Source organism: Sulfitobacter donghicola DSW-25 = KCTC 12864 = JCM 14565, from assembly GCF_000622405.1.
Classification (GTDB): domain Bacteria; phylum Pseudomonadota; class Alphaproteobacteria; order Rhodobacterales; family Rhodobacteraceae; genus Sulfitobacter; species Sulfitobacter donghicola.
Genome location: NZ_JASF01000005.1, coordinates 1,246,286 through 1,264,087 on the forward strand (window position 1 = coordinate 1,246,286; position 17,802 = coordinate 1,264,087).

Below are 17,802 nucleotides of genomic sequence, written 5' to 3' on the forward strand. Positions count from 1 at the left end.
CGCCTCGTTACGTTACGTTTCCAACCCAGATAAGGGGCTAACGACAGAATTGCAATCAGCGCCTCAAAGCGAGGCGCGCTGCAAGCCAGCTGACCAGCATAAGAGCGAAATCTACGGGTAACCAATCACGCAATTGCGCCGCGTCATTCATACCGAACGGTGCATGCCACAACGCAAGCCCCCCCAAGCTATCAGGTAGCGCAGCTATCAAAAGAGCCGAGATATTATTTACAAAATGAACCGCTAGAGCTGGGCCAATCGTGCCCGAACGGGCCGTCAAATCCGCCATCAATAGGCCGAAAACTCCCGCCCAGAGCAATATCAAAACCGCGTTATCCCCTGCCTCATTCGGTTGATAGTGACCTAGCGCAAACAAGGCAGAAGGCAGAACCATCCAAATAAGAGGGGATTTGAAACGCGCCCCCAATTGTTGTTGTAGATAACCACGAAAGAAAACCTCTTCGGCGCTGATTTGTACAAAAACGGCGATCAACGAAAGCGGCAACAAAAGCAGCCAGCGCCCAACCGGCAAGTTCGGTACCAGTGGCTCATCCATGCCATAGGGTGGTAAAACCATAAGAACAGCGCCCAGCGCGACTAACATCCCCAAGACGCGAAAGAACTGGGGCACAGCAAGGATCTTTGGCCCAAACACAGTCTGCGGATCACGGTGGTGAACCATTTTAACGCCGAAAAAGACAGCCAGAGTAATCAGCGCAAACCCCATCAGCAAAGCATACATTGCCAAAGGTGTGCTTCCTGACATCAGTTCAGTCTGGAATTTCGGGTATTTGGTCACATATTCGTTTAGCACCAGTTGATAGGCCAAGGTCATGACAAAATAGGCGCCAACCATAACGCAAAGGCCGACAACCAGCCGCCAAACCTCTGAATGGCTTTTTGCAGCCGCGCAGTGGATTATATGCGCACGGTAATCTGGAAATAGAGCCACTAACTTTTGTCCTCAAAAGTCGGTTCTGGGATTGAAAGCCGCGCCTCTCGGATAACGGAAGCGGCGCCCGTAAGATGCCCCGCAACTGTTTGCAGTAGGCTCAGCAGGACTTCCTTGTCGTTTTCGATAACAGAGCGGAATTCATCCGCGCCAAACCGCAGGAATTTGGAATCCTCCACGGCTTTTAGGTTGGCCTGACGCGGCTCTCGCACGATCACGGCCAAATCCCCAATAACCCGCCCCGGCTCGATCGTTGAAACCGGCTGTTCTATTTCGTTACCGTCATTAAATGTCAGCACTGCTTTGCCCGACAAGCAAAGATAGGTTGCGTCAGCAGGTTCACCCGCCGAGAAGATCGCCTTGCCTGCAGGAGCATCGTACCATTGCGCCGCAAAGGCCAACAACCGTTGGGCGCGTGGCTCTAGAGGGCGAAAGAAGTCGCTGCGTTGTATCACTTCCAACTTTCGGCGCAGGTCTTCGGAGACTGTGCCAGAGCTTTCGTAGGTTTCACTGCTATCCACCCCGTTGACGCGCCCATGGTTGATCTCGACCGACATATCGTAACTGTTATTGTCGCCAAAATTGTCGCTCAGAAAAATTTGAGTCGTCTCCGGCATAAGATCCTTAAGGCGCTCGCGTGCGCCCAGCAGATCGCTATCAATGAACGCCTGATCAAAGACCAACACGTCGGGGCGTTTAATGCCAGCCCGTGAGAAAGCAGCCCGTTCCAGAATTGAAGGCGGCAGGTTGGTTCCGCCTATTGTTGTTGGAACATCAAAGATGTTTGTGGCAACGGCGCTACGCAAATTATTTTCGCGCAATACGTCCGAAACAGCATCCATAACCAAATCCGCTTGCATACCCGCCACCGAAGAAATCCGGCCATAGATGAGGTTTTCCAATATGGTCAGCCGCGGCAAATAGGTTTCCGGTGAAATCGGTACAAACATATCTTTGGCGTATTTACGCAATTCAGATGCCCGATGGCGGCGGATATTTAGAATTTCATCCTTAAAGCTTTCAGGAAATGCAGGGCCAATCTGTTCGGCTGTAAACGCAAAAGGAACCGTGAGCAGCAGTGCAAATTCCTCTTCACTCAGCGCGCCATCCCCGCTGCTGCGGCGGCGCGCTGAAATGTCGACCAAACGTTCATATAGCGCCTCATCTATATCCAAAGCCGTAAACAGCGGGTGGTTTGTCCCATCCATCCCGAATGTTTGGTGCAGCGTTTCGATCAATGTTTGGGAAATTGCGATAGCTTGTTCGGCAAGACCTTGTTCAGCGATCATCGAAAGCAAGTTTTTTTCAGCCGCCAGCCCTTCTTGGGTGATGTCTTCCTTGGGCGCTGCAAACAACAGGTTCCCCCCCAAGGGGACCGCGGGGTTAAATGCTTCGGGGTCGAAACGGTGCACCACATGGTCCAGATTCCGTTCAACCAGCTTCGCATAGACCTCATCCCGAAGCCCAACAATCTTTTCGGCTAGACCCGCATGAAGGTCCGGATTCATTTGGGAATCCAACATCCCACGGATGATGCCTTCATCAGCATTCAAAACATGGCTTAGCTCAAACCACCATGCGTGGACCTGCTGCATGTTTTCCAACTCGGCCAAGGCTGGATCCAGCCAATTCGCCTGCAAACTATCCATACTGTTACCAGAGCGCCGCGCCTCGATCCCAAAACGATCCTTGCGGTTTGGATCCCATAAAACAGTTTTGGGTGACGTGCGAAGTGACATCAACAGGTTATCCCCAAGGGTTCCCTGAAACAGGTAGGGGCGCGATTGAACATAGCCAATGCGCGCAGCAATCACCGCCTGATGAAGTCCGCTGATGTCGTGCCCCCCCATGGAAACGCTGCCTCGGGTCGGCACGACTTCGCGGGTCAATAGTTCCGCTATTGCGCGGCGCTCGGCCAAGGACGATGTTTGGATAGCAACCTGCGAACCTTTGGGAATTTCCAACGACAGATTTTCCAGTACCGAGGTACCATCCAGCGTGCGCACCGTCACATTTTTCAGACTAATATCACCTTTCAGATGCGGGATCGTCTCTGGCGTGCCTTCAAAGAGCTTTTCATCAATCATACCGCTCGGATTAAACCGCTCGGTCACGATCTCCCAACGCAGCGCCATATCCTGCGTTTGGTTGTAATAGGTCAGCAACTCCTTCCAAGGGTTGCTCAGGTCTTTGTAGGCGGCCAAAGCCGCGACAAGCGCGCCCACTGTAATCTGGCCTTGGATCGCAAGAATACCGCCCACCAGATAGAAGAAAAACGGTGTGAGCTGGGTGATGAAGTTGTTCAGGAACTTCATAAAGAATTTCTTTTGGTAGATCTTGAACCGGATATCAAAAAGCTGCCCCAAACGATGGGTAAAGCCCGCCAAACGGAACCGCCATCCACCGTTGGTGCGCAAATCTGTTATCCCTGCTGCTGTCTCGCCGATTTCAGCAGCCAACAGGCGCACCTCTTTGATCCGCTCTTTGTTCAGCAGGTTAATCTGGCGCTGCAACATTGGAATGACATAGGCCTGCAACGGGATCAAAGCGACACCGGCAAGCCCAAACCAAACAGATTGCAAAAACAAAAAGACCACAATGATCAGCATTTGCCCCGCTTGGAAAACCGGCTGGGCCAGAAAATCACCCATTAGGCCTCCCATCGGCTCGGCCTCGGACGTCACCATGCTGACAAGTTCGCCTTGGGATGTGTTCTGAAAATACCGATTTGGAAACCGCATCATCCGCGAAATCAGGTCAAATCGAAAGCGGCGCAGCATACGTTCGGCGACGACCCCTTTCATCGTATTCAGGCGCATCTTTAGTAAACCATGCACCAAAACCGCGCCCAAATATGAAAAACACAACCCTGCAAGGAACTCAATTTGGCTCAATTCTGTGCCCATAACGGTTACGATGGCACTGTCCGAGCCAATCGCATCGTTGATGATCCTCTTGGGTAGTTCCAACGTCGCATAGAGAAACGGAAACGTAACAAGAGTAAGCCCAAGCAGCATGATCTGCTGAGGCTTGGAGTGCTTCCAGATAAAGGCAAACAGGCTACGATCCATGAAATGGCTCCGGTGGGTCTCTGCGCAAACTAGGCTTCCGAAGGGTGCATTACAATGCGCAGGAAGGACGCAATTGCTTGCAGCAGCCTCCTTGCAGGATTATGAGCTATCAGAGAATTATTCATGGAGCGCATAACAATGTCTACCAATGCCCGTTTCGACAAAGCCAAATTACCTAGCCGTCACGTCACTGAAGGGCCTGCGCGCGCACCTCACCGCTCTTACTATTATGCTATGGGCATGACCGAAGAGGAAATTCACCAGCCTTTGGTCGGCGTCGCAACCTGCTGGAACGAAGCGGCCCCCTGTAACATCGCCCTGAACCGTCAGGCGCAATCTGTAAAAGTCGGCGTTGCCTCCGAGCAGGGTACCCCACGTGAATTCACCACGATCACCGTGACCGATGGGATCGCGATGGGCCATGAAGGCATGCGCTCCTCCTTGGCATCCCGCGAAGCGATTGCCGACACGGTCGAGCTCACCATGCGCGGCCACTGCTATGACGCCTTGGTCGGCTTGGCTGGGTGCGACAAATCGCTGCCGGGTATGATGATGGCGATGATCCGTCTGAACGTTCCGTCGGTGTTTATGTACGGCGGTTCGATCCTACCAGGCAAAGCGCCAAAGGGCGCTGACGTACCGGACAATTTTGCAGACCGCGACCTAACCGTTCAGGATATGTTCGAAGCGGTTGGCAACTGGCAGAACGGGTCACTTTCCGAAACTGCTCTGGAAGTACTGGAGCGCGTTGCGTGCCCATCCGCTGGCGCTTGTGGTGGTCAGTTCACTGCCAACACAATGGCCTGCGTATCCGAGGCGATCGGCCTTGCATTGCCAAACTCATCTGGTGCACCTGCCCCATATGAAAGCCGCGATGAATACGCCCATGCGTCCGGCGCGGCCGTGATGAACCTGATCGAAAAGAACATCCGCGCCCGCGACATCTGCACCCGTGAAGCATTTGAAAACGCCGCACGTATTGTTGCCTGCACAGGTGGCTCCACCAACGCTGGCCTCCACCTGCCAGCCATGGCGCATGAAGCAGGCATCGACTTCTTCCTCGAAGACGTCTGCGAAATCTTCCGCGACACGCCATATTTTGTCGATATGAAGCCAGGCGGCGCCTATGTCGCGAAAGACCTGTATGAAGCGGGCGGTGTTCCGGTTGTTATGGGCGAGTTGCGCAAAGCTGGTCTGATCCACGAAGACTGCCTCACCGCGACGGGCTATTCCATGGGTGAAGAGCTGGACAAAATCCAGCGCGAAGCAGACGGCAAGGTTATCCACACCGTTGCAAACCCGATCTCTACCACGGGCGGCGTTGTGGGCCTGAAAGGCAACCTCGCCCCTGAAGGTGCCATCGTGAAGATCGCTGGCATGGCCGAAGAAGACATCGTCTTTACCGGTCCTGCGCTGGTATTCGAATGCGAACAAGACGCCTTTGAAGCTGTGCAAAACCGCACCTATTCCGAGGGTGATGTATTTGTCATCCGCAACGAAGGTCCGCGTGGCGGCCCGGGTATGCGCGAAATGCTGGCAACCACTGCCGCTCTTTCCGGTCAGGGTATGGGCAAGAAAGTCGCTCTTATCACCGACGGTCGCTTCTCTGGCGCGACCCGTGGTTTCTGTGTTGGTCACGTTGGCCCCGAGGCGGCAATGGGCGGCCCGATTGGCCTGCTGAAAAACGGCGACATGATCACGTTGAACGCGATCACGGGGTCGATCTCGGTTGATCTCACAGACGAAGAGCTGGCGACACGCAAAGCGGCATGGGAAGGTCCACGTGAAAACCTTTATGCCTCTGGCGCCTTGTGGAAGTACGCCCAGCTGGTTGGCCCAACATATCTGGGGGCTGTCACCCACCCCGGAGCCAAGAAAGAGCGCCATGACTACATGGACCTCTAAATCCTTTGCGGCGCTCAGCATCTTTACCCTGCTGAGCGCCTGCGATGTTGTTGATACCAGTACCGGCCTGTTAGCCAACCTAGCGCCGCCCGAGGACAGCACCTCGTCTGCGCCGCTGACCCAAGCACAGATGATGCGCGGCAAGGTAACTTTGGTGCCACCAAGCGGCTATTGCATCGATGCTGCATCCCTAAGCCAAAGCTTTGCCATCATGGCGAGGTGTGACAAGCTTGGTGCGAAAACAGGTGAAACGGGTGCCGTTGCGGGCCTTTTGACCGTTAGCCTGTCCCGCAAAGGGACGAATACTCCCCAGCCAACTCCACAGGAATTCGCAACCGCCGGCGGCTTGGCCGTGCCGTCCAATATTCAGCAGGGGGGCGAGCACACTGTTTTCAAAACCTCCGGCACAGCCCCAAGCCCCGATTTGTCATCTGATCACTGGCGATCAATCGGGCAAGTCGGCGATTTTTCGATGAGCGCAGCCCTTTATGGCCCAAAGGGTCAACGTGCCATCTCCGACGAGGGGATTGGTGTTTTGGAAGAGATGATAAAACGCTCCACACAAGAAACGAACGCCAGCTAGGACATCAGCATGCTTGCGTGACTGTGTCCAAGCATGGCATCCTACCAAGAAGGCGCAAATCTGTCGGAAGATACCGTGATATTGCGCAAAAAGACGCAGTGAGCAGCAAGGCATAACGATGGCCAAAATAGGCGGAACATTATTTGACGCGGCATTTTACAGCCGGACAATTGCTAAATGGGCCCGAAATGCGCGTTTGGCACGCTCTGCTGACCTATTAGCGCTGCGCCGCCAAAGGTTACATGCACGCCAGCTTAAGGCCCATCTAGATGCCTTGATTCACGTTGCAGATGAACGGCTGGCGCTTCCTCTCGAAGGGTCTACGAGTTTTCCAAAACCGCATAATGCCGATTGGGCATGGCGCCCCGAGTTGTGGCGCGGCCCATTGCCCCACCCAGGCCTTTCCGCGGTCCAAACCCGTTCGATGCTGGGCGAAGAAGTTACTCTTTTCCATGACTGTGAATTTTCCGAACTGACATTGCGCCAATTGCGCAACCTGCGGGAGGAAGACCTCGCGCCTTATGGTTTGCGAATGGATGTTTTCCGGTTTGACGGATCATTCCTATCGCTGGTTGTTGATATCCCAGCAGAAGGTGTCAGCGGCCTGAAACGGACCCATTTGATCCGCATGGATGCGATTGTCGAGCTTGAGAAACCTATCGAAATTTTCGCACGCCTAAACATCAAAAACGGCCCGAATACCGAACAGATCGTGCGAGAGCTGGACCTGAACCAAGACCAAATTGTTGTCGAGTTCGACCTCGCCTATTCCAACCTGAATGAACGCCGCGTTGAGGCGGCTTGGATCGATCTGATCTTTGAAGGGCCCGAAATGAACCAAGTCGTCTTGCGTGACCTGACCTTTTCGCGCCGCCCGAGAGCACAGATTTAAGCAGATAGATGACCCTGAAACGGGTGACGGAGCAACCAATGACCAATCTTGTCCTGACAAAAAGATTTTTGCGCCAAGGCGTCTGGCAGGGCCTGCTGACAGGCGCTTTGGATGGTGCGTTACCGAAACTGGATGTGACACATCAAGGAACCCAAGTTCTTGATGTGACCGTAACCCCATTAGAAACCGGAGAAGGTCACGCGGTTAAAATCCCGATCCCGGCCGAAGCGGTTTCTGATGGGATGCAAACGATCCTGATTAGCGACGCTGACACCGACGAACAACTGGGCGAAATCAGCCTGATGGCGGGTGAGGCATTAGGTGATGATCTAAGGGTCGAGGTTGACCTTTTGCGGGCCGAATTGGACATGCTAAAGCGCGCATTCCGCCGCCATTGTCTGGAAACGGGCTAACCCAGTTGGCCTGAGTTCCAAGTGCCCTAACAGCATCAAAGCCACCCATATACGAAAAAGGCCGCCCCGAATTTGGGCGGCCTTTTCTTTGATTTGATGCGGTCCTATTCTTTTGGACCCAGTGCCGAAAGACCTTTGAGAATGTCGATCGCATAAGCCAGCTGATAGTCTTCTTCGCGCAGCTCGGCCGCTTCTTCAGCTTTTTCGCGATCTTCCATGATTTGGTTCACTTCGTCTTCGGTTAGGCTGTCGTTGTTGAGGCTACCGCGCAGGTCCGCCTCGGAACGGGAACGGCGAACTGGTGTATCCTCTTCTTCTTCGCTTTCAGCGCGCCGCGGCGGTTGTGCGACAACGATATCAGGGGAAACGCCCAAGGATTGGATCGAACGCCCCGATGGCGTGTAATAGCGCGCCGTGGTCAGGCGCATCGCGCCTTCGCTGCGCAACGGCATCACCGTCTGAACCGATCCTTTACCAAAGCTTTTTGTCCCGATCACAATCGCACGACGATGATCTTGCAAGGCACCCGCAACGATTTCCGAAGCCGAAGCAGACCCGCCGTTGATCAGAACGACAATCGGTTTACCCTCGGCAAGATCGCCCAGCTTGGCGTTGAAGCGTTCACCATCGTCTGCTTCGCGGCCACGGGTGCTAACGATTTCTCCCTCATCCAGGAAGGCATCAGACACTTTAATCGCCTGCGTCAGCAAACCACCAGGGTTGTTGCGCAGATCGATAACAAAGCCGTTGATCGCATCCATACCGCCAGCGGTTTCAACTTTTTCTTTCAGCTGCTCTTCCAGTTTTGGATAGGTCTGATCGTTGAAAGTGCTGAGGCGCAGAACAACGCTATCGCCTTCGGTACGAGAACGAACAACGGTCAGCTCGATCGTGTCACGTACGATCGAGACATCAAATGGCTCGCTCTCGCCTTCGCGAACAACGGTGATCACGATTTCAGAACCAACTGGCCCGCGCATCAGTTCAACCGCTTCGTCAAGGACCAGCCCCAGCAGGCTTTCGCCGTTCACATGAGTGATAAAATCACCCGCTTCGATGCCCGCCTCATCAGCTGGCGTGCCATCGATGGGCGAGACAACTTTAACAAAGCCTTCTTCTTGGGTCACTTCGATACCCAAACCGCCAAATTCTCCGCGCGTCTGTTCGCGCATTTTTGCTGCGTCCTTTGGCGACAAATAGCTAGAGTGTGGATCAAGCGAGGTCAGCATCCCGTCAATCGCCGCTTCGATCAATTCACCCGAATCGACTTCTTCGACGTATTGCGCCCGAATCCGTTCAAAGATGTCGCCGAATAGGTCCAGCTGCTCATAGACATTTTCCGTCTTGGCCGCTTCTTGTGCAAGCAAAGGCGCTGCGATCTGGGTGGTCGCGAGAACACCCGCAACCGTACCACCAGCGGCGGCCATCAAAAACTTCTTCATTTAATCATCCATCCTTGTCGGTCCTGAACCAAGATGCAGGATCTTGGGGAACATTATCTTGTCTGACTTCTATATAGAGCGTTTCTGAGCGCTCAGTACCAGTCCCATCACCATCTGTTGACAATTCACCGCTTGTTTCAGGGCCGCCCATTAATCCAATGGGGGCGCCAGCGGCTAAAACCTGACCAATTTCACCATAAACAGTCTCTAATCCGGCCAGAATAAAAAGTGTATCTGCCCGAGGCTCCAGAATCATTACGTTGCCAAAATCTAATAATGGTCCCTGATAACGGATGGTTGCAGCCGTTGGCGACGTCACGATCGCGCGAGGGCGCGCCGCTAACAGCAACCCTGGTCGTTTGATTCCCGCCGCATCCGCTTCGTTCATGCCTCGTAGAACTAGGCTTTGAACTGGTAGGGGAAGCGCCCCGATCTGCCCCTCAATATTAATCGGTGTTTCAACATTAATGTTTTCACCTGTCACGATCTCGGACAGCCCCGATGCAAAGCCATCCAGTGTCTCGGTGGAGGCAATTAGAATCGCTGTTGAAACTGGGTCTTCGGTAAAACGTTTCGGAAGGTCGGTCCGTTCTGCAATCGCTTGGTTCAGGGCCGTTCTCGCGTCCTGCACCGCTGTAAGGCTCGTGCGGAGGCGCTCTTCGGCATCTGTTTGAAGTGTCCGAAGGGTTTGCACATCTTCCAAGTCACGGCGCAATTGGTCGGCACGTTTGTTCAGCGCTGGTGTCAATTCGGCCAACAAAAGGCCTGCGCGCGCCGTTCCCGTAGGCCCATCAGGATGCAACAACGCTTTGGGGGTCGTCGAACCCATGCCCTGTAAGACGGCCAACAGTTGCCCGACCTCACCATCCCTTGCCTCCAAACGCGCACTTAACTGCGACTCGCGAATGGCGGCTTGGCGAAGACCCGTCCGCATCGAAGCAAGGCCCGTTTCAAAAGCCAATATCGTTTCAGTAAGCGCGCGGACACGATCCCGCGCTCCACCCGCCGCATCCAGCTTTTCCGCCGCATCCTCTAGCATCGCCACCGCTGCGCGCGCTTGGGCCGCTGCATCATTTTGGGCAGCTGCTGGCGCGGCAAATACGATGCACAAAAGGAAAGCGCGAAGGATCATACCAGCAGGTTCTTCCCTGTCATTTCATCTGGTTGATCCAAACCCATCAATGCCAAAACCGTTGGAGCAAGGTCGGCCAGACGTCCGGTTTGCAGGGTGGCATTTTCTGGCCCTCCTACGACAACAACGGGAACTGGGTTCAGCGTATGCGCCGTATGGGCGCCGCCCGTTTCAGGATCAATCATCATCTCACAGTTGCCATGATCCGCCGTGACGATCATCGCGCCGCCCACCTTCTCAAGCGCGTCTAGCGCCTTGCCAAGGCCAGCATCCACCGCCTCACAGGCTGCAATTGCTGCGTCCAAATCGCCTGTATGGCCCACCATGTCGGGGTTGGCATAGTTCACAACGATCAGATCATATTGCGCTTGGATCGCTTGGACGAATTGATCGGTGACCTCTTCGCTCGACATCTCTGGCTGTAAATCATAGGTCGCCACCTTTGGGGAAAGTGGCATAAAGCGATCTTCACCTGTCTCTGGCTCTTCTGCCCCGCCATTCAGAAAGAAAGTAACATGGGGGTATTTTTCAGTTTCCGCCAAACGGAACTGGCGCAAACCCTTTGCCGCAACCCACGCCCCTAATGTGTTCACGATTTCGGGCTTTGGGTACATCGTGGTCATATAGGCTGTATGCGCCGAAGAATAGGCAGCCATTCCCATAACGGCCGACCAGCCGATCCGCGTACCGCGATCAAAACCCTGAAACGTTGGCGCGGCCAAAGCCTCCATAATTTCGCGCGCGCGATCTGCACGGAAATTCAGGCAGAAAAAGCCGTCTCCCTCCCGAGCGCCAGCATAGTCCCCGATCACGCAGGGCACGATGAATTCATCCACGACATCACTGTCGTAAGAGGTTTGGACGGCGGCAATGGCGCTATCTGCCTGTGCACCCGCACCCGTTGCGATGGCAGCATAGGCCTGCTCCACCCGATCCCAACGGTTGTCTCGGTCCATTGCGTAGTAACGGCCTGACAGTGTCACAATGCGCACGCCGTCAGGCAAAGCCTGTTCGAGAAAGGCGAGATCAGCCAATGCAGATTGGGGGGCAACATCACGCCCATCCGTCAAAGCGTGGATGACAACAGGAACCCCCGCATCATTCAACGCATGCACAGCGGCAACCATATGGGAAATATGCCCATGCACACCACCTTGCGAAACAAGGCCCATCAAATGGGCCGTACCACCTGTACGTTTCAGCGTAGCGATAAAATCCTGCATCGGAGCATGGGTGGCAAAACTACCCTCTTCAATGGCCAGATCAATCTGCCCTAAATCCATCGCCACAACGCGACCTGCACCAATATTGGTATGCCCAACCTCTGAGTTACCCATCTGACCCCGTGGCAAACCCACATCAGGGCCAAAAGTGGTAAGGGTCGCAGACGAGTTATTTGCCATTAGGCGATCCATGTTTGGCGTTTTTGCCAACAACGGGGCATTACCGTCAGAGCTTTCTCCGATGCCCCAGCCATCAAGAATACAAAGGACTACTGGTTTGGGGGATGACATACGAACAGGCTCCGGCACTGAAAATGAGTGATAGGGCCTTTTACCCATCGCGCGGCAGGACGGGAACCGTTTTATCTGAATGAGGTTAGTTTGGAGGCAAATTTGTGAAAATTGGCCCCCAAGGCTGCTGGTCGAACCAGCGAAGCGCGTTAAATTTTGCTCGGAACAGGCATCTGAATATGATGCTCTGCTTGCTTTGGCCTATCAAGGCTGTCAGCCTCCTGCTCAATCTATTGCATCTTCACCTTGGGGTATTAAGGAAGAAGAAAAAAATATAGATCGTTCTATGTAGTTCTGACTATGCAGTAACGATGCGCGTTGCACGGTTGCCCCTGCAATAAATTTTCTACCAAATGGTTAAGAATTTCTTCACTTTTTACCAAAAACGATCACAAAACAGCGTGCGATACCCCATTTGGGTTATCGCACTTTATCAAATATGCAGCACTCAAACCGCTTTTCCCCCAAAATGACCTACTGCATTCGAAATAAGCCCCTCTTGCCCGAAAGCGGCGAATTGGTCATAACCCTGATATCGAATGTGACTTGCTAGAGGCCCCGATATGACAACGACAGCCCAAGAAATCCGTATCGTCGACAGCTATCGCGTGGCCTGTGACGGGGGCGAAGGGGCTTCGGGCCATCCACGCGTCTGGCTGCAAATTCCCACCGATAAGGGCTGGGTGGAATGTGGATATTGCGGATGCAAACACATTCACAAAGATTTTGAAGGCAAAGTCTGAGGCAAACTGCCCATAGATCGCCGTATCCCTCTGGTGAGCCTGCGCGGAGCATGGCAAAAGAAACACCACCGCAAACAGGGAGCGCAATCACATGGCATTTGGCAAAGGTCACCACCTTCATCTGATCGACGGATCTGCCTTTATTTTTCGCGCCTATCACGCGCTACCGCCCCTTACGCGGAAATCCGATGGCCTGCCCATCGGGGCTGTATCCGGTTTCTGCAATATGTTGCAGCGCTATATCGAGGGAAACACAGGCGCAGATGCGCCGACCCACGTTGCCGTTATCTTTGACAAGGGCAGCCATACCTTCCGAAATGAAATGTACGACCAGTACAAAGCCAATCGCGAAGCGATGCCCGAAGACCTGCGCCCGCAAATGCCCCTAACCCGCGAGGCGACAATCGCCTTCAACATCGCCTGTGAAGAAAAAGAGGGCTACGAAGCCGACGACATCATCGCGACCCTATCGGTTCAGGCGCGCGAAGCGGGCGGGCGTTGCACCATTATCAGCTCGGACAAGGACCTGATGCAGTTGGTTGGTGGCGGCGTCGAAATGTTCGATGCGATGAAAAACAACTTGATCGACCGCGAAGGGGTCCATGCCAAGTTCGGCGTTTATCCCGAACGCGTCGTGGATGTGCAGGCGCTTGCCGGTGACTCGGTTGATAACGTCCCGGGCGCGCCGGGCATCGGCATCAAAACCGCGGCCTTGTTGATCAATGAATACGGTGACCTTGATGCGCTGCTAGAGCGCGCGGGCGAGATCAAACAACCCAAGCGCCGCCAGACCCTGATCGACAATGCCGAACAAATCCGCCTGTCCCGTCGCTTGGTGCAACTGGATGAAAAAACGCCATTGGACTTTACGCTCGACGATCTTGAGGTCCGCGACCCTGATCCGGAAAAGCTGCTCTCTTTCCTGTCGCAGATGGAATTCCGCACCCTCACCAAACGCATTGCTGAAACACTAAAGGTAGAGGCGCCAGTAATCCCCGAAGCCGCCCCCACTGAGGGCGCAGCCGAGATTGAGGCCATCCCGTTCGACAAAGCCAGCTACACAATGGTGAGCGATAAAGAGACCCTGCAAACGTGGCTCGATAAAATCTATGCCCGTGGCTATGTGGCGGTTGATACGGAAACGACGGGCCTCAACGATATGACTGCCGATCTGGTTGGCATCAGCCTCTGTGTCGAGGCGGGCGAGGCCTGCTATATCCCGCTGATCCACAAAGCCAACCGCGGTGATGATCTGTTTGGGTCAGATGATTTGGCCGAAGGGCAGATGGGTTTCGAAGAAGCCCTGCGGATGCTTACCCCGATGCTAGAGGATCAATCGATCCTGAAGATCGGGCAGAACATGAAATATGACGCCAAGATTTTTGCGCAGCTGAACATCGGCGTTACGCCATTCGATGACACGATGCTGATGAGCTATGCGATGCATGCCGGATTGCATGGTCACGGCATGGATGCGCTCTCTGAACGGTATCTGAACCACACCCCGATCCCGATAAAACCCCTGCTTGGCAGTGGCAAATCCGCAATCACCTTTGACAAGGTTCCGCTGGAAGATGCCGTACCTTACGCCGCCGAAGACGCCGATATCACCCTGCGCCTGTGGCAACATTTCAAACCCGCCTTGCACCGTGCGCAAACAACCCGTGTTTACGAAACGCTAGAGCGCCCGCTGGTGCCTGTCCTCATGCAAATGGAACGTCACGGCGTGAAGGTAGATCGGGACACGCTTAGCCGTATGTCCAACGCCTTTGCCCAGAAAATGGCAGCATTAGAGGCCGAGATTCACGAGCTCGCCGGACGCCCGTTCAATGTGGGATCGCCCAAGCAACTGGGTGAAATCCTGTTTGACGAAATGGGCCTAGAGGGCGGCAAAAAGGGCAAGACAGGCGCCTATGCGACTGGCGTTGATGTGCTAGAAGATTTGGCAACCGAACATGCGATGCCTGCACGGGTTCTCGACTGGCGGCAGCTGAGCAAGCTAAAGTCCACCTATACAGACGCGCTACAGACCCACATCAATGCTGACACGGGGCGTGTGCACACATCCTATTCCATCACGGGTGCCTCAACGGGGCGTTTGTCTTCGACCGATCCGAACCTGCAAAACATCCCAATCCGAACCGAGGAAGGCCGCCGCATTCGCGAGGCCTTTGTCGCCGAAGAAGGCCGCACCCTTGTCGCGCTGGATTATTCCCAGATCGAATTGCGCCTACTGGCCCATATCGCTGATTTGCCATCGCTCAAGCAGGCCTTTGCAGATGGTTTGGACATTCACGCGATGACCGCCTCAGAGATGTTCAATGTGCCACTGGCCGAGATGACCCCAGACATCCGCCGTCAGGCTAAAGCGATCAACTTTGGCGTGATCTATGGCATCTCGGGCTTTGGTTTGGCGCGGAACCTGCGTATCCCGCGCGCCGAGGCACAGGGCTTCATCGACCGCTATTTCGAACGCTTCCCTGGTATCCGTACCTATATGGATGACACAAAAGCATTCGCCAAAGAACACGGCTATGTTCAGACCCTGTTTGGCCGCAAAATCCACACGCCCGAGATTGCATCGAAAGGCCCCCGCGCAGGGTTTGCGGCCCGTGCGGCGATCAACGCGCCGATCCAAGGCACGGCCGCTGACGTCATCCGCCGCGCCATGATCCGCATGCCTGACGCGATTGCAGACCTACCAGCCAAGATGTTGCTACAGGTCCATGATGAATTGCTGTTCGAAGTCGATAAAGGGGCCGAAGACGACCTGATCAGCGTCGCACGCAACATTATGGAAAACGCCTCGGATCCTGTGGTGAAGCTGGATGTAAAGCTAACGGTCGATGCCGGAACAGGCAGTAACTGGGCCGAAGCGCACTGATGACGGGCTCTGCTCCGATCCTCTATTCGTTTCGCCGCTGTCCCTATGCGATGCGTGCGCGGTTGGCCGTGTTATCATCTGGCTGTCGTGTTGAGCTGCGCGAAGTCGTTTTGCGGGACAAACCCGAAGCATTCCTTGCCGTGTCACCCTCGGCAACGGTGCCCTGTTTGGTTGATAAGGCTCTGGTGGTGGATGAAAGTCTGGACATCATGAAATGGGCGTTAGACCAGAACGATCCGCAAGGGTGGCTGGACATGCCAGAAGCAGGCCATGATTGGATCGCCCGCGCTGACGGCCCCTTTAAACACGCCTTGGATCGCACCAAATACGCGACTCGTTATCCTGACGAAGATGCCACAAAACATCGTAACGATGCCTGTATTTTCCTGTGCGATTTGGATCAGGCGCTGGGCCCATGGATTTTCGATCAGCCAAGCTTGGCCGACTATGCGATCCTGCCGTTCGTGCGCCAGTTTGCCTTTATCGACAAAGCTTGGTTTGACGCGCAGCCATGGCCAAACCTGCACGCTTGGCTAGGTGCGTTTTTGGCGTCTGAAGACTTTCAAGCCATCATGCCCAAATTCGAACAATGGCAACCGCAAAGCGCGCCTGTGTTCTTTCCTGACTAAATCAGGTCTTTGGAGCAGAGACGATCGCCGCGACGATGCGGCGGGCAATCGGTGCGACGACCAAAACCGTAGGGAAAGCAACCATCCAGCTGAACATCCACGATGTCATCCATGCTTCCATAAATGGCCCGTTGCCGTCCAGCGCCCGAAACGTGGCGATACCCGAGACAATGCAAGACATCAGGCCCGATAGGATAAAGCCAAACAAAACGGGAGCAAATTTTGCGGGGATCATAACTGTTTCATCCAGTCCAATGTAATTTCAGTTGAAGTATCAGGCGTATATTCACCACCGACCCAGCCGTCATAGCCCTTTGACCTCATGGAAGAAAAGAGATCGGAGAAAGCCACATTGCCGCACCCTGGTGCATTGCGATGAGGGGCATCACCAATCTGGACATGGGTAATCAGGTGATGAAATTTCTCGTACACCGCAACCGCATCACCATGGATCATTTGCGCGTGATAGCTGTCAAATTGCAGCCCGAGATTTGGTGCATCCACCGCCGCGATTATTTCAGCTGCAAGGTCATAGTTGTTTAGGAAATAGTCCGGCTGGGCCTCTGGGCACAGTGGCTCGATCGTCAGCGACATGCCTTCTGGCGCCGAGGCTGTCGCTGCCTTTAGGTTTGTGATCATTCTGTCCTTGGCAGCAGAACCTGATGCAGCACCCGACATCACATGTATCTTGGGGACCCGCAATTCAGCCGCATAGCGAAAGGCGCGGCGCATGTCATAGGCAAACCGATCTTCGCTGCCCTCAACCGCTGCAAAACCACGCAAGCCGCCTGTATAATTTGGCGGTGGCGCGTTGATCAGCACCATCTCCAATCCATTCTTCAAAAGGGCGCGCTGGGTCTCTTTGGCGGGTGTTTCATAGGGGAACTGGACCTCAACAGCTTTAAACCCCGCCATCGCAGCTGCATCGAAACGGTCTAGATAGGGCAGTTCTGGCCAAAGGAGACTTAGGTTGGCGGCCGCTTTCATTTCTTGTTTCCTTACAGGGTTGGAATTCGGGTCCGCCAAAATATCGGCCCCTCGGTTGTTTCTAGCTTAAGGCAGGTCTTTGGACGGGATGATGCCGAAAAACCTGCCCCCCGACCACACACCAAACCACCCATCATGGTGCACCCCAAGGTCAACCAAACGGTAAAAGCTTTTGCGGTCTATCAGTGCCTCAAGGTTTCGGCGAATACGGACATAGGGAGAGGGCTCTCCTGTTGCGGTGTCCCGTTCGAATCGCAAAGGAAAATCGTTGTCAGCCGTCGCGACATCGTCCAGATTTGTGGTAAAAGTCAGCTGCTGATCCTGACCACTGCCCGTCACTTCGAAATCGACTGCGACAAATGGCGCGTCATCCACACGAATGCCGACTTTTTCAACAGGCGTCACAAGGAAGTAGTCCTCACCTTCCCGAATGAGAATCGATGCGAATAATTTCACCAAAGCGGGCCGTCCAATTGGGGTTCCTTCGTAAAACCACGTCCCATCGCGGTGAATTTCCATATCAAGGTCACCGCAAAAAGGCGGGTTCCATTGCTCAACCGGCGGCAAACCGCGCGAATTTGTTGCTTTTACCGCCTCAGCGAGGCTCGTTGCTGACGGTGTCACAGTTTTTTGTCCGCTCATTGCTTTTGCCATT

General features: G+C 54.3%; 15 protein-coding genes. 7 read left to right on the plus strand and 8 right to left on the minus strand.

Annotation, left to right across the window (positions count from 1 at the left end; all coding sequences use genetic code 11):
* Nucleotides 1–55: 55 nt before the first annotated feature.
* Both Z948_RS0106970 and Z948_RS0106975 read right to left on the minus strand, forming a co-directional pair.
* Nucleotides 56–952: a CPBP family intramembrane glutamic endopeptidase gene (locus Z948_RS0106970; RefSeq protein WP_025058846.1), complete on the minus strand. Its 897-nt coding sequence runs from the start codon at nt 950–952 to the stop codon at nt 56–58.
* Nucleotides 952–4,023 carry an ABC transporter transmembrane domain-containing protein gene (locus tag Z948_RS0106975; RefSeq protein ID WP_025058847.1) on the minus strand — a complete coding sequence of 1,024 codons (3,072 nt, stop codon included), beginning with the start codon at nt 4,021–4,023 and terminating at the stop codon, nt 952–954. The genes Z948_RS0106970 and Z948_RS0106975 overlap by 1 nt, the downstream gene beginning before the upstream one ends.
* Before the next feature lie 138 nt (nt 4,024–4,161).
* Here Z948_RS0106975 and ilvD point away from each other — a divergent pair, with 138 nt between their 5' ends.
* The 4 genes from ilvD to Z948_RS0106995 all read left to right on the plus strand — a co-directional run bounded on the left by ilvD (nt 4,162) and on the right by Z948_RS0106995 (nt 7,816).
* Nucleotides 4,162–5,928 (plus strand): dihydroxy-acid dehydratase, encoded by a 1,767-nt coding sequence (ilvD, locus tag Z948_RS0106980; protein WP_025058848.1) that lies wholly within the window; start codon nt 4,162–4,164, stop codon nt 5,926–5,928.
* Nucleotides 5,909–6,511: a hypothetical protein gene (locus Z948_RS0106985; RefSeq protein WP_025058849.1), complete on the plus strand. Its 603-nt coding sequence runs from the start codon at nt 5,909–5,911 to the stop codon at nt 6,509–6,511. The genes ilvD and Z948_RS0106985 overlap by 20 nt, the downstream gene beginning before the upstream one ends.
* Nucleotides 6,512–6,629: 118 nt before the next feature.
* Nucleotides 6,630–7,403 carry a DUF6478 family protein gene (locus Z948_RS0106990; RefSeq protein WP_025058850.1) on the plus strand — a complete coding sequence of 258 codons (774 nt, stop codon included), beginning with the start codon at nt 6,630–6,632 and terminating at the stop codon, nt 7,401–7,403.
* Between the two features lie 38 nt (nt 7,404–7,441).
* On the plus strand, nt 7,442–7,816 hold the full coding sequence (locus tag Z948_RS0106995; protein WP_025058851.1) for a hypothetical protein: 375 nt from the start codon (nt 7,442–7,444) through the stop codon (nt 7,814–7,816).
* Nucleotides 7,817–7,920: 104 nt separating this feature from the next.
* On the opposite strand, the gene Z948_RS0107000 is transcribed toward Z948_RS0106995, so the two are convergent.
* From Z948_RS0107000 to gpmI, 3 genes are read right to left on the minus strand one after another with little or no spacing between them, the layout of a single operon-like run.
* Complete coding sequence (locus Z948_RS0107000) at nt 7,921–9,258, minus strand: S41 family peptidase (protein ID WP_025058852.1); 1,338 nt, start codon at nt 9,256–9,258, stop codon at nt 7,921–7,923.
* A 4-nt stretch (nt 9,259–9,262) separates the two neighbouring features.
* Nucleotides 9,263–10,390 (minus strand): murein hydrolase activator EnvC family protein, encoded by a 1,128-nt coding sequence (locus Z948_RS0107005; protein ID WP_025058853.1) that lies wholly within the window; start codon nt 10,388–10,390, stop codon nt 9,263–9,265.
* The gene (gpmI, locus tag Z948_RS0107010) at nt 10,387–11,904 is read right to left on the minus strand and encodes a 2,3-bisphosphoglycerate-independent phosphoglycerate mutase (RefSeq protein WP_025058854.1); all 1,518 of its coding nucleotides are present in this window, start codon (nt 11,902–11,904) and stop codon (nt 10,387–10,389) included. The genes Z948_RS0107005 and gpmI overlap by 4 nt, the downstream gene beginning before the upstream one ends.
* A gap of 563 nt (nt 11,905–12,467) precedes the next feature.
* Here gpmI and Z948_RS0107020 point away from each other — a divergent pair.
* The 3 genes from Z948_RS0107020 (at nt 12,468) to Z948_RS0107030 (ending at nt 16,160) form a co-directional block, all read left to right on the plus strand.
* Nucleotides 12,468–12,647 carry a zinc-finger domain-containing protein gene (locus Z948_RS0107020; RefSeq protein WP_025058855.1) on the plus strand — a complete coding sequence of 60 codons (180 nt, stop codon included), beginning with the start codon at nt 12,468–12,470 and terminating at the stop codon, nt 12,645–12,647.
* 91 nt (nt 12,648–12,738) lie between these two features.
* A complete protein-coding gene (gene polA / locus Z948_RS0107025; protein WP_025058856.1) occupies nt 12,739–15,531 on the plus strand; it encodes a DNA polymerase I in 2,793 nt (930 codons plus the stop codon).
* Nucleotides 15,531–16,160 (plus strand): glutathione S-transferase, encoded by a 630-nt coding sequence (locus Z948_RS0107030; RefSeq protein WP_025058857.1) that lies wholly within the window; start codon nt 15,531–15,533, stop codon nt 16,158–16,160. The genes polA and Z948_RS0107030 overlap by 1 nt, the downstream gene beginning before the upstream one ends.
* 1 nt (nt 16,161) lies before the next feature.
* On the opposite strand, the gene Z948_RS0107035 is transcribed toward Z948_RS0107030, so the two are convergent.
* The 3 genes from Z948_RS0107035 to Z948_RS0107045 form a co-directional block, all read right to left on the minus strand.
* Complete coding sequence (locus Z948_RS0107035; RefSeq protein ID WP_025058858.1) at nt 16,162–16,395, minus strand: DUF2798 domain-containing protein; 234 nt, start codon at nt 16,393–16,395, stop codon at nt 16,162–16,164.
* Nucleotides 16,392–17,147: a hydroxypyruvate isomerase family protein gene (locus Z948_RS0107040; protein WP_025058859.1), complete on the minus strand. Its 756-nt coding sequence runs from the start codon at nt 17,145–17,147 to the stop codon at nt 16,392–16,394. The genes Z948_RS0107035 and Z948_RS0107040 overlap by 4 nt, the downstream gene beginning before the upstream one ends.
* Nucleotides 17,148–17,213: 66 nt before the next feature.
* Entirely contained in the window at nt 17,214–17,789 is a 576-nt protein-coding gene (locus Z948_RS0107045; protein ID WP_025058860.1) for a DUF1285 domain-containing protein, read from the minus strand.
* Nucleotides 17,790–17,802 lie beyond the last annotated feature (13 nt).

Bases quoted from the DNA above. Each gene is read 5' to 3' on its own strand.
- Z948_RS0106975 (WP_025058847.1), bottom strand. From the start codon at position 4,023: ATGGATCGTAGCCTGTTTGCCTTTATCTGGAAGCACTCCAAGCCTCAG.
- ilvD (WP_025058848.1), top strand. From the start codon at position 4,162: ATGTCTACCAATGCCCGTTTCGACAAAGCCAAATTACCTAGCCGTCAC.
- Z948_RS0106985 (WP_025058849.1), top strand. From the start codon at position 5,909: ATGACTACATGGACCTCTAAATCCTTTGCGGCGCTCAGCATCTTTACC.
- Z948_RS0106990 (WP_025058850.1), top strand. From the start codon at position 6,630: ATGGCCAAAATAGGCGGAACATTATTTGACGCGGCATTTTACAGCCGG.
- Z948_RS0106995 (WP_025058851.1), top strand. From the start codon at position 7,442: ATGACCAATCTTGTCCTGACAAAAAGATTTTTGCGCCAAGGCGTCTGG.
- Z948_RS0107000 (WP_025058852.1), bottom strand. From the start codon at position 9,258: ATGAAGAAGTTTTTGATGGCCGCCGCTGGTGGTACGGTTGCGGGTGTT.
- Z948_RS0107005 (WP_025058853.1), bottom strand. From the start codon at position 10,390: ATGATCCTTCGCGCTTTCCTTTTGTGCATCGTATTTGCCGCGCCAGCA.
- gpmI (WP_025058854.1), bottom strand. From the start codon at position 11,904: ATGTCATCCCCCAAACCAGTAGTCCTTTGTATTCTTGATGGCTGGGGC.
- Z948_RS0107020 (WP_025058855.1), top strand. From the start codon at position 12,468: ATGACAACGACAGCCCAAGAAATCCGTATCGTCGACAGCTATCGCGTG.
- polA (WP_025058856.1), top strand. From the start codon at position 12,739: ATGGCATTTGGCAAAGGTCACCACCTTCATCTGATCGACGGATCTGCC.
- Z948_RS0107030 (WP_025058857.1), top strand. From the start codon at position 15,531: ATGACGGGCTCTGCTCCGATCCTCTATTCGTTTCGCCGCTGTCCCTAT.
- Z948_RS0107035 (WP_025058858.1), bottom strand. From the start codon at position 16,395: ATGATCCCCGCAAAATTTGCTCCCGTTTTGTTTGGCTTTATCCTATCG.
- Z948_RS0107040 (WP_025058859.1), bottom strand. From the start codon at position 17,147: ATGAAAGCGGCCGCCAACCTAAGTCTCCTTTGGCCAGAACTGCCCTAT.
- Z948_RS0107045 (WP_025058860.1), bottom strand. From the start codon at position 17,789: ATGAGCGGACAAAAAACTGTGACACCGTCAGCAACGAGCCTCGCTGAG.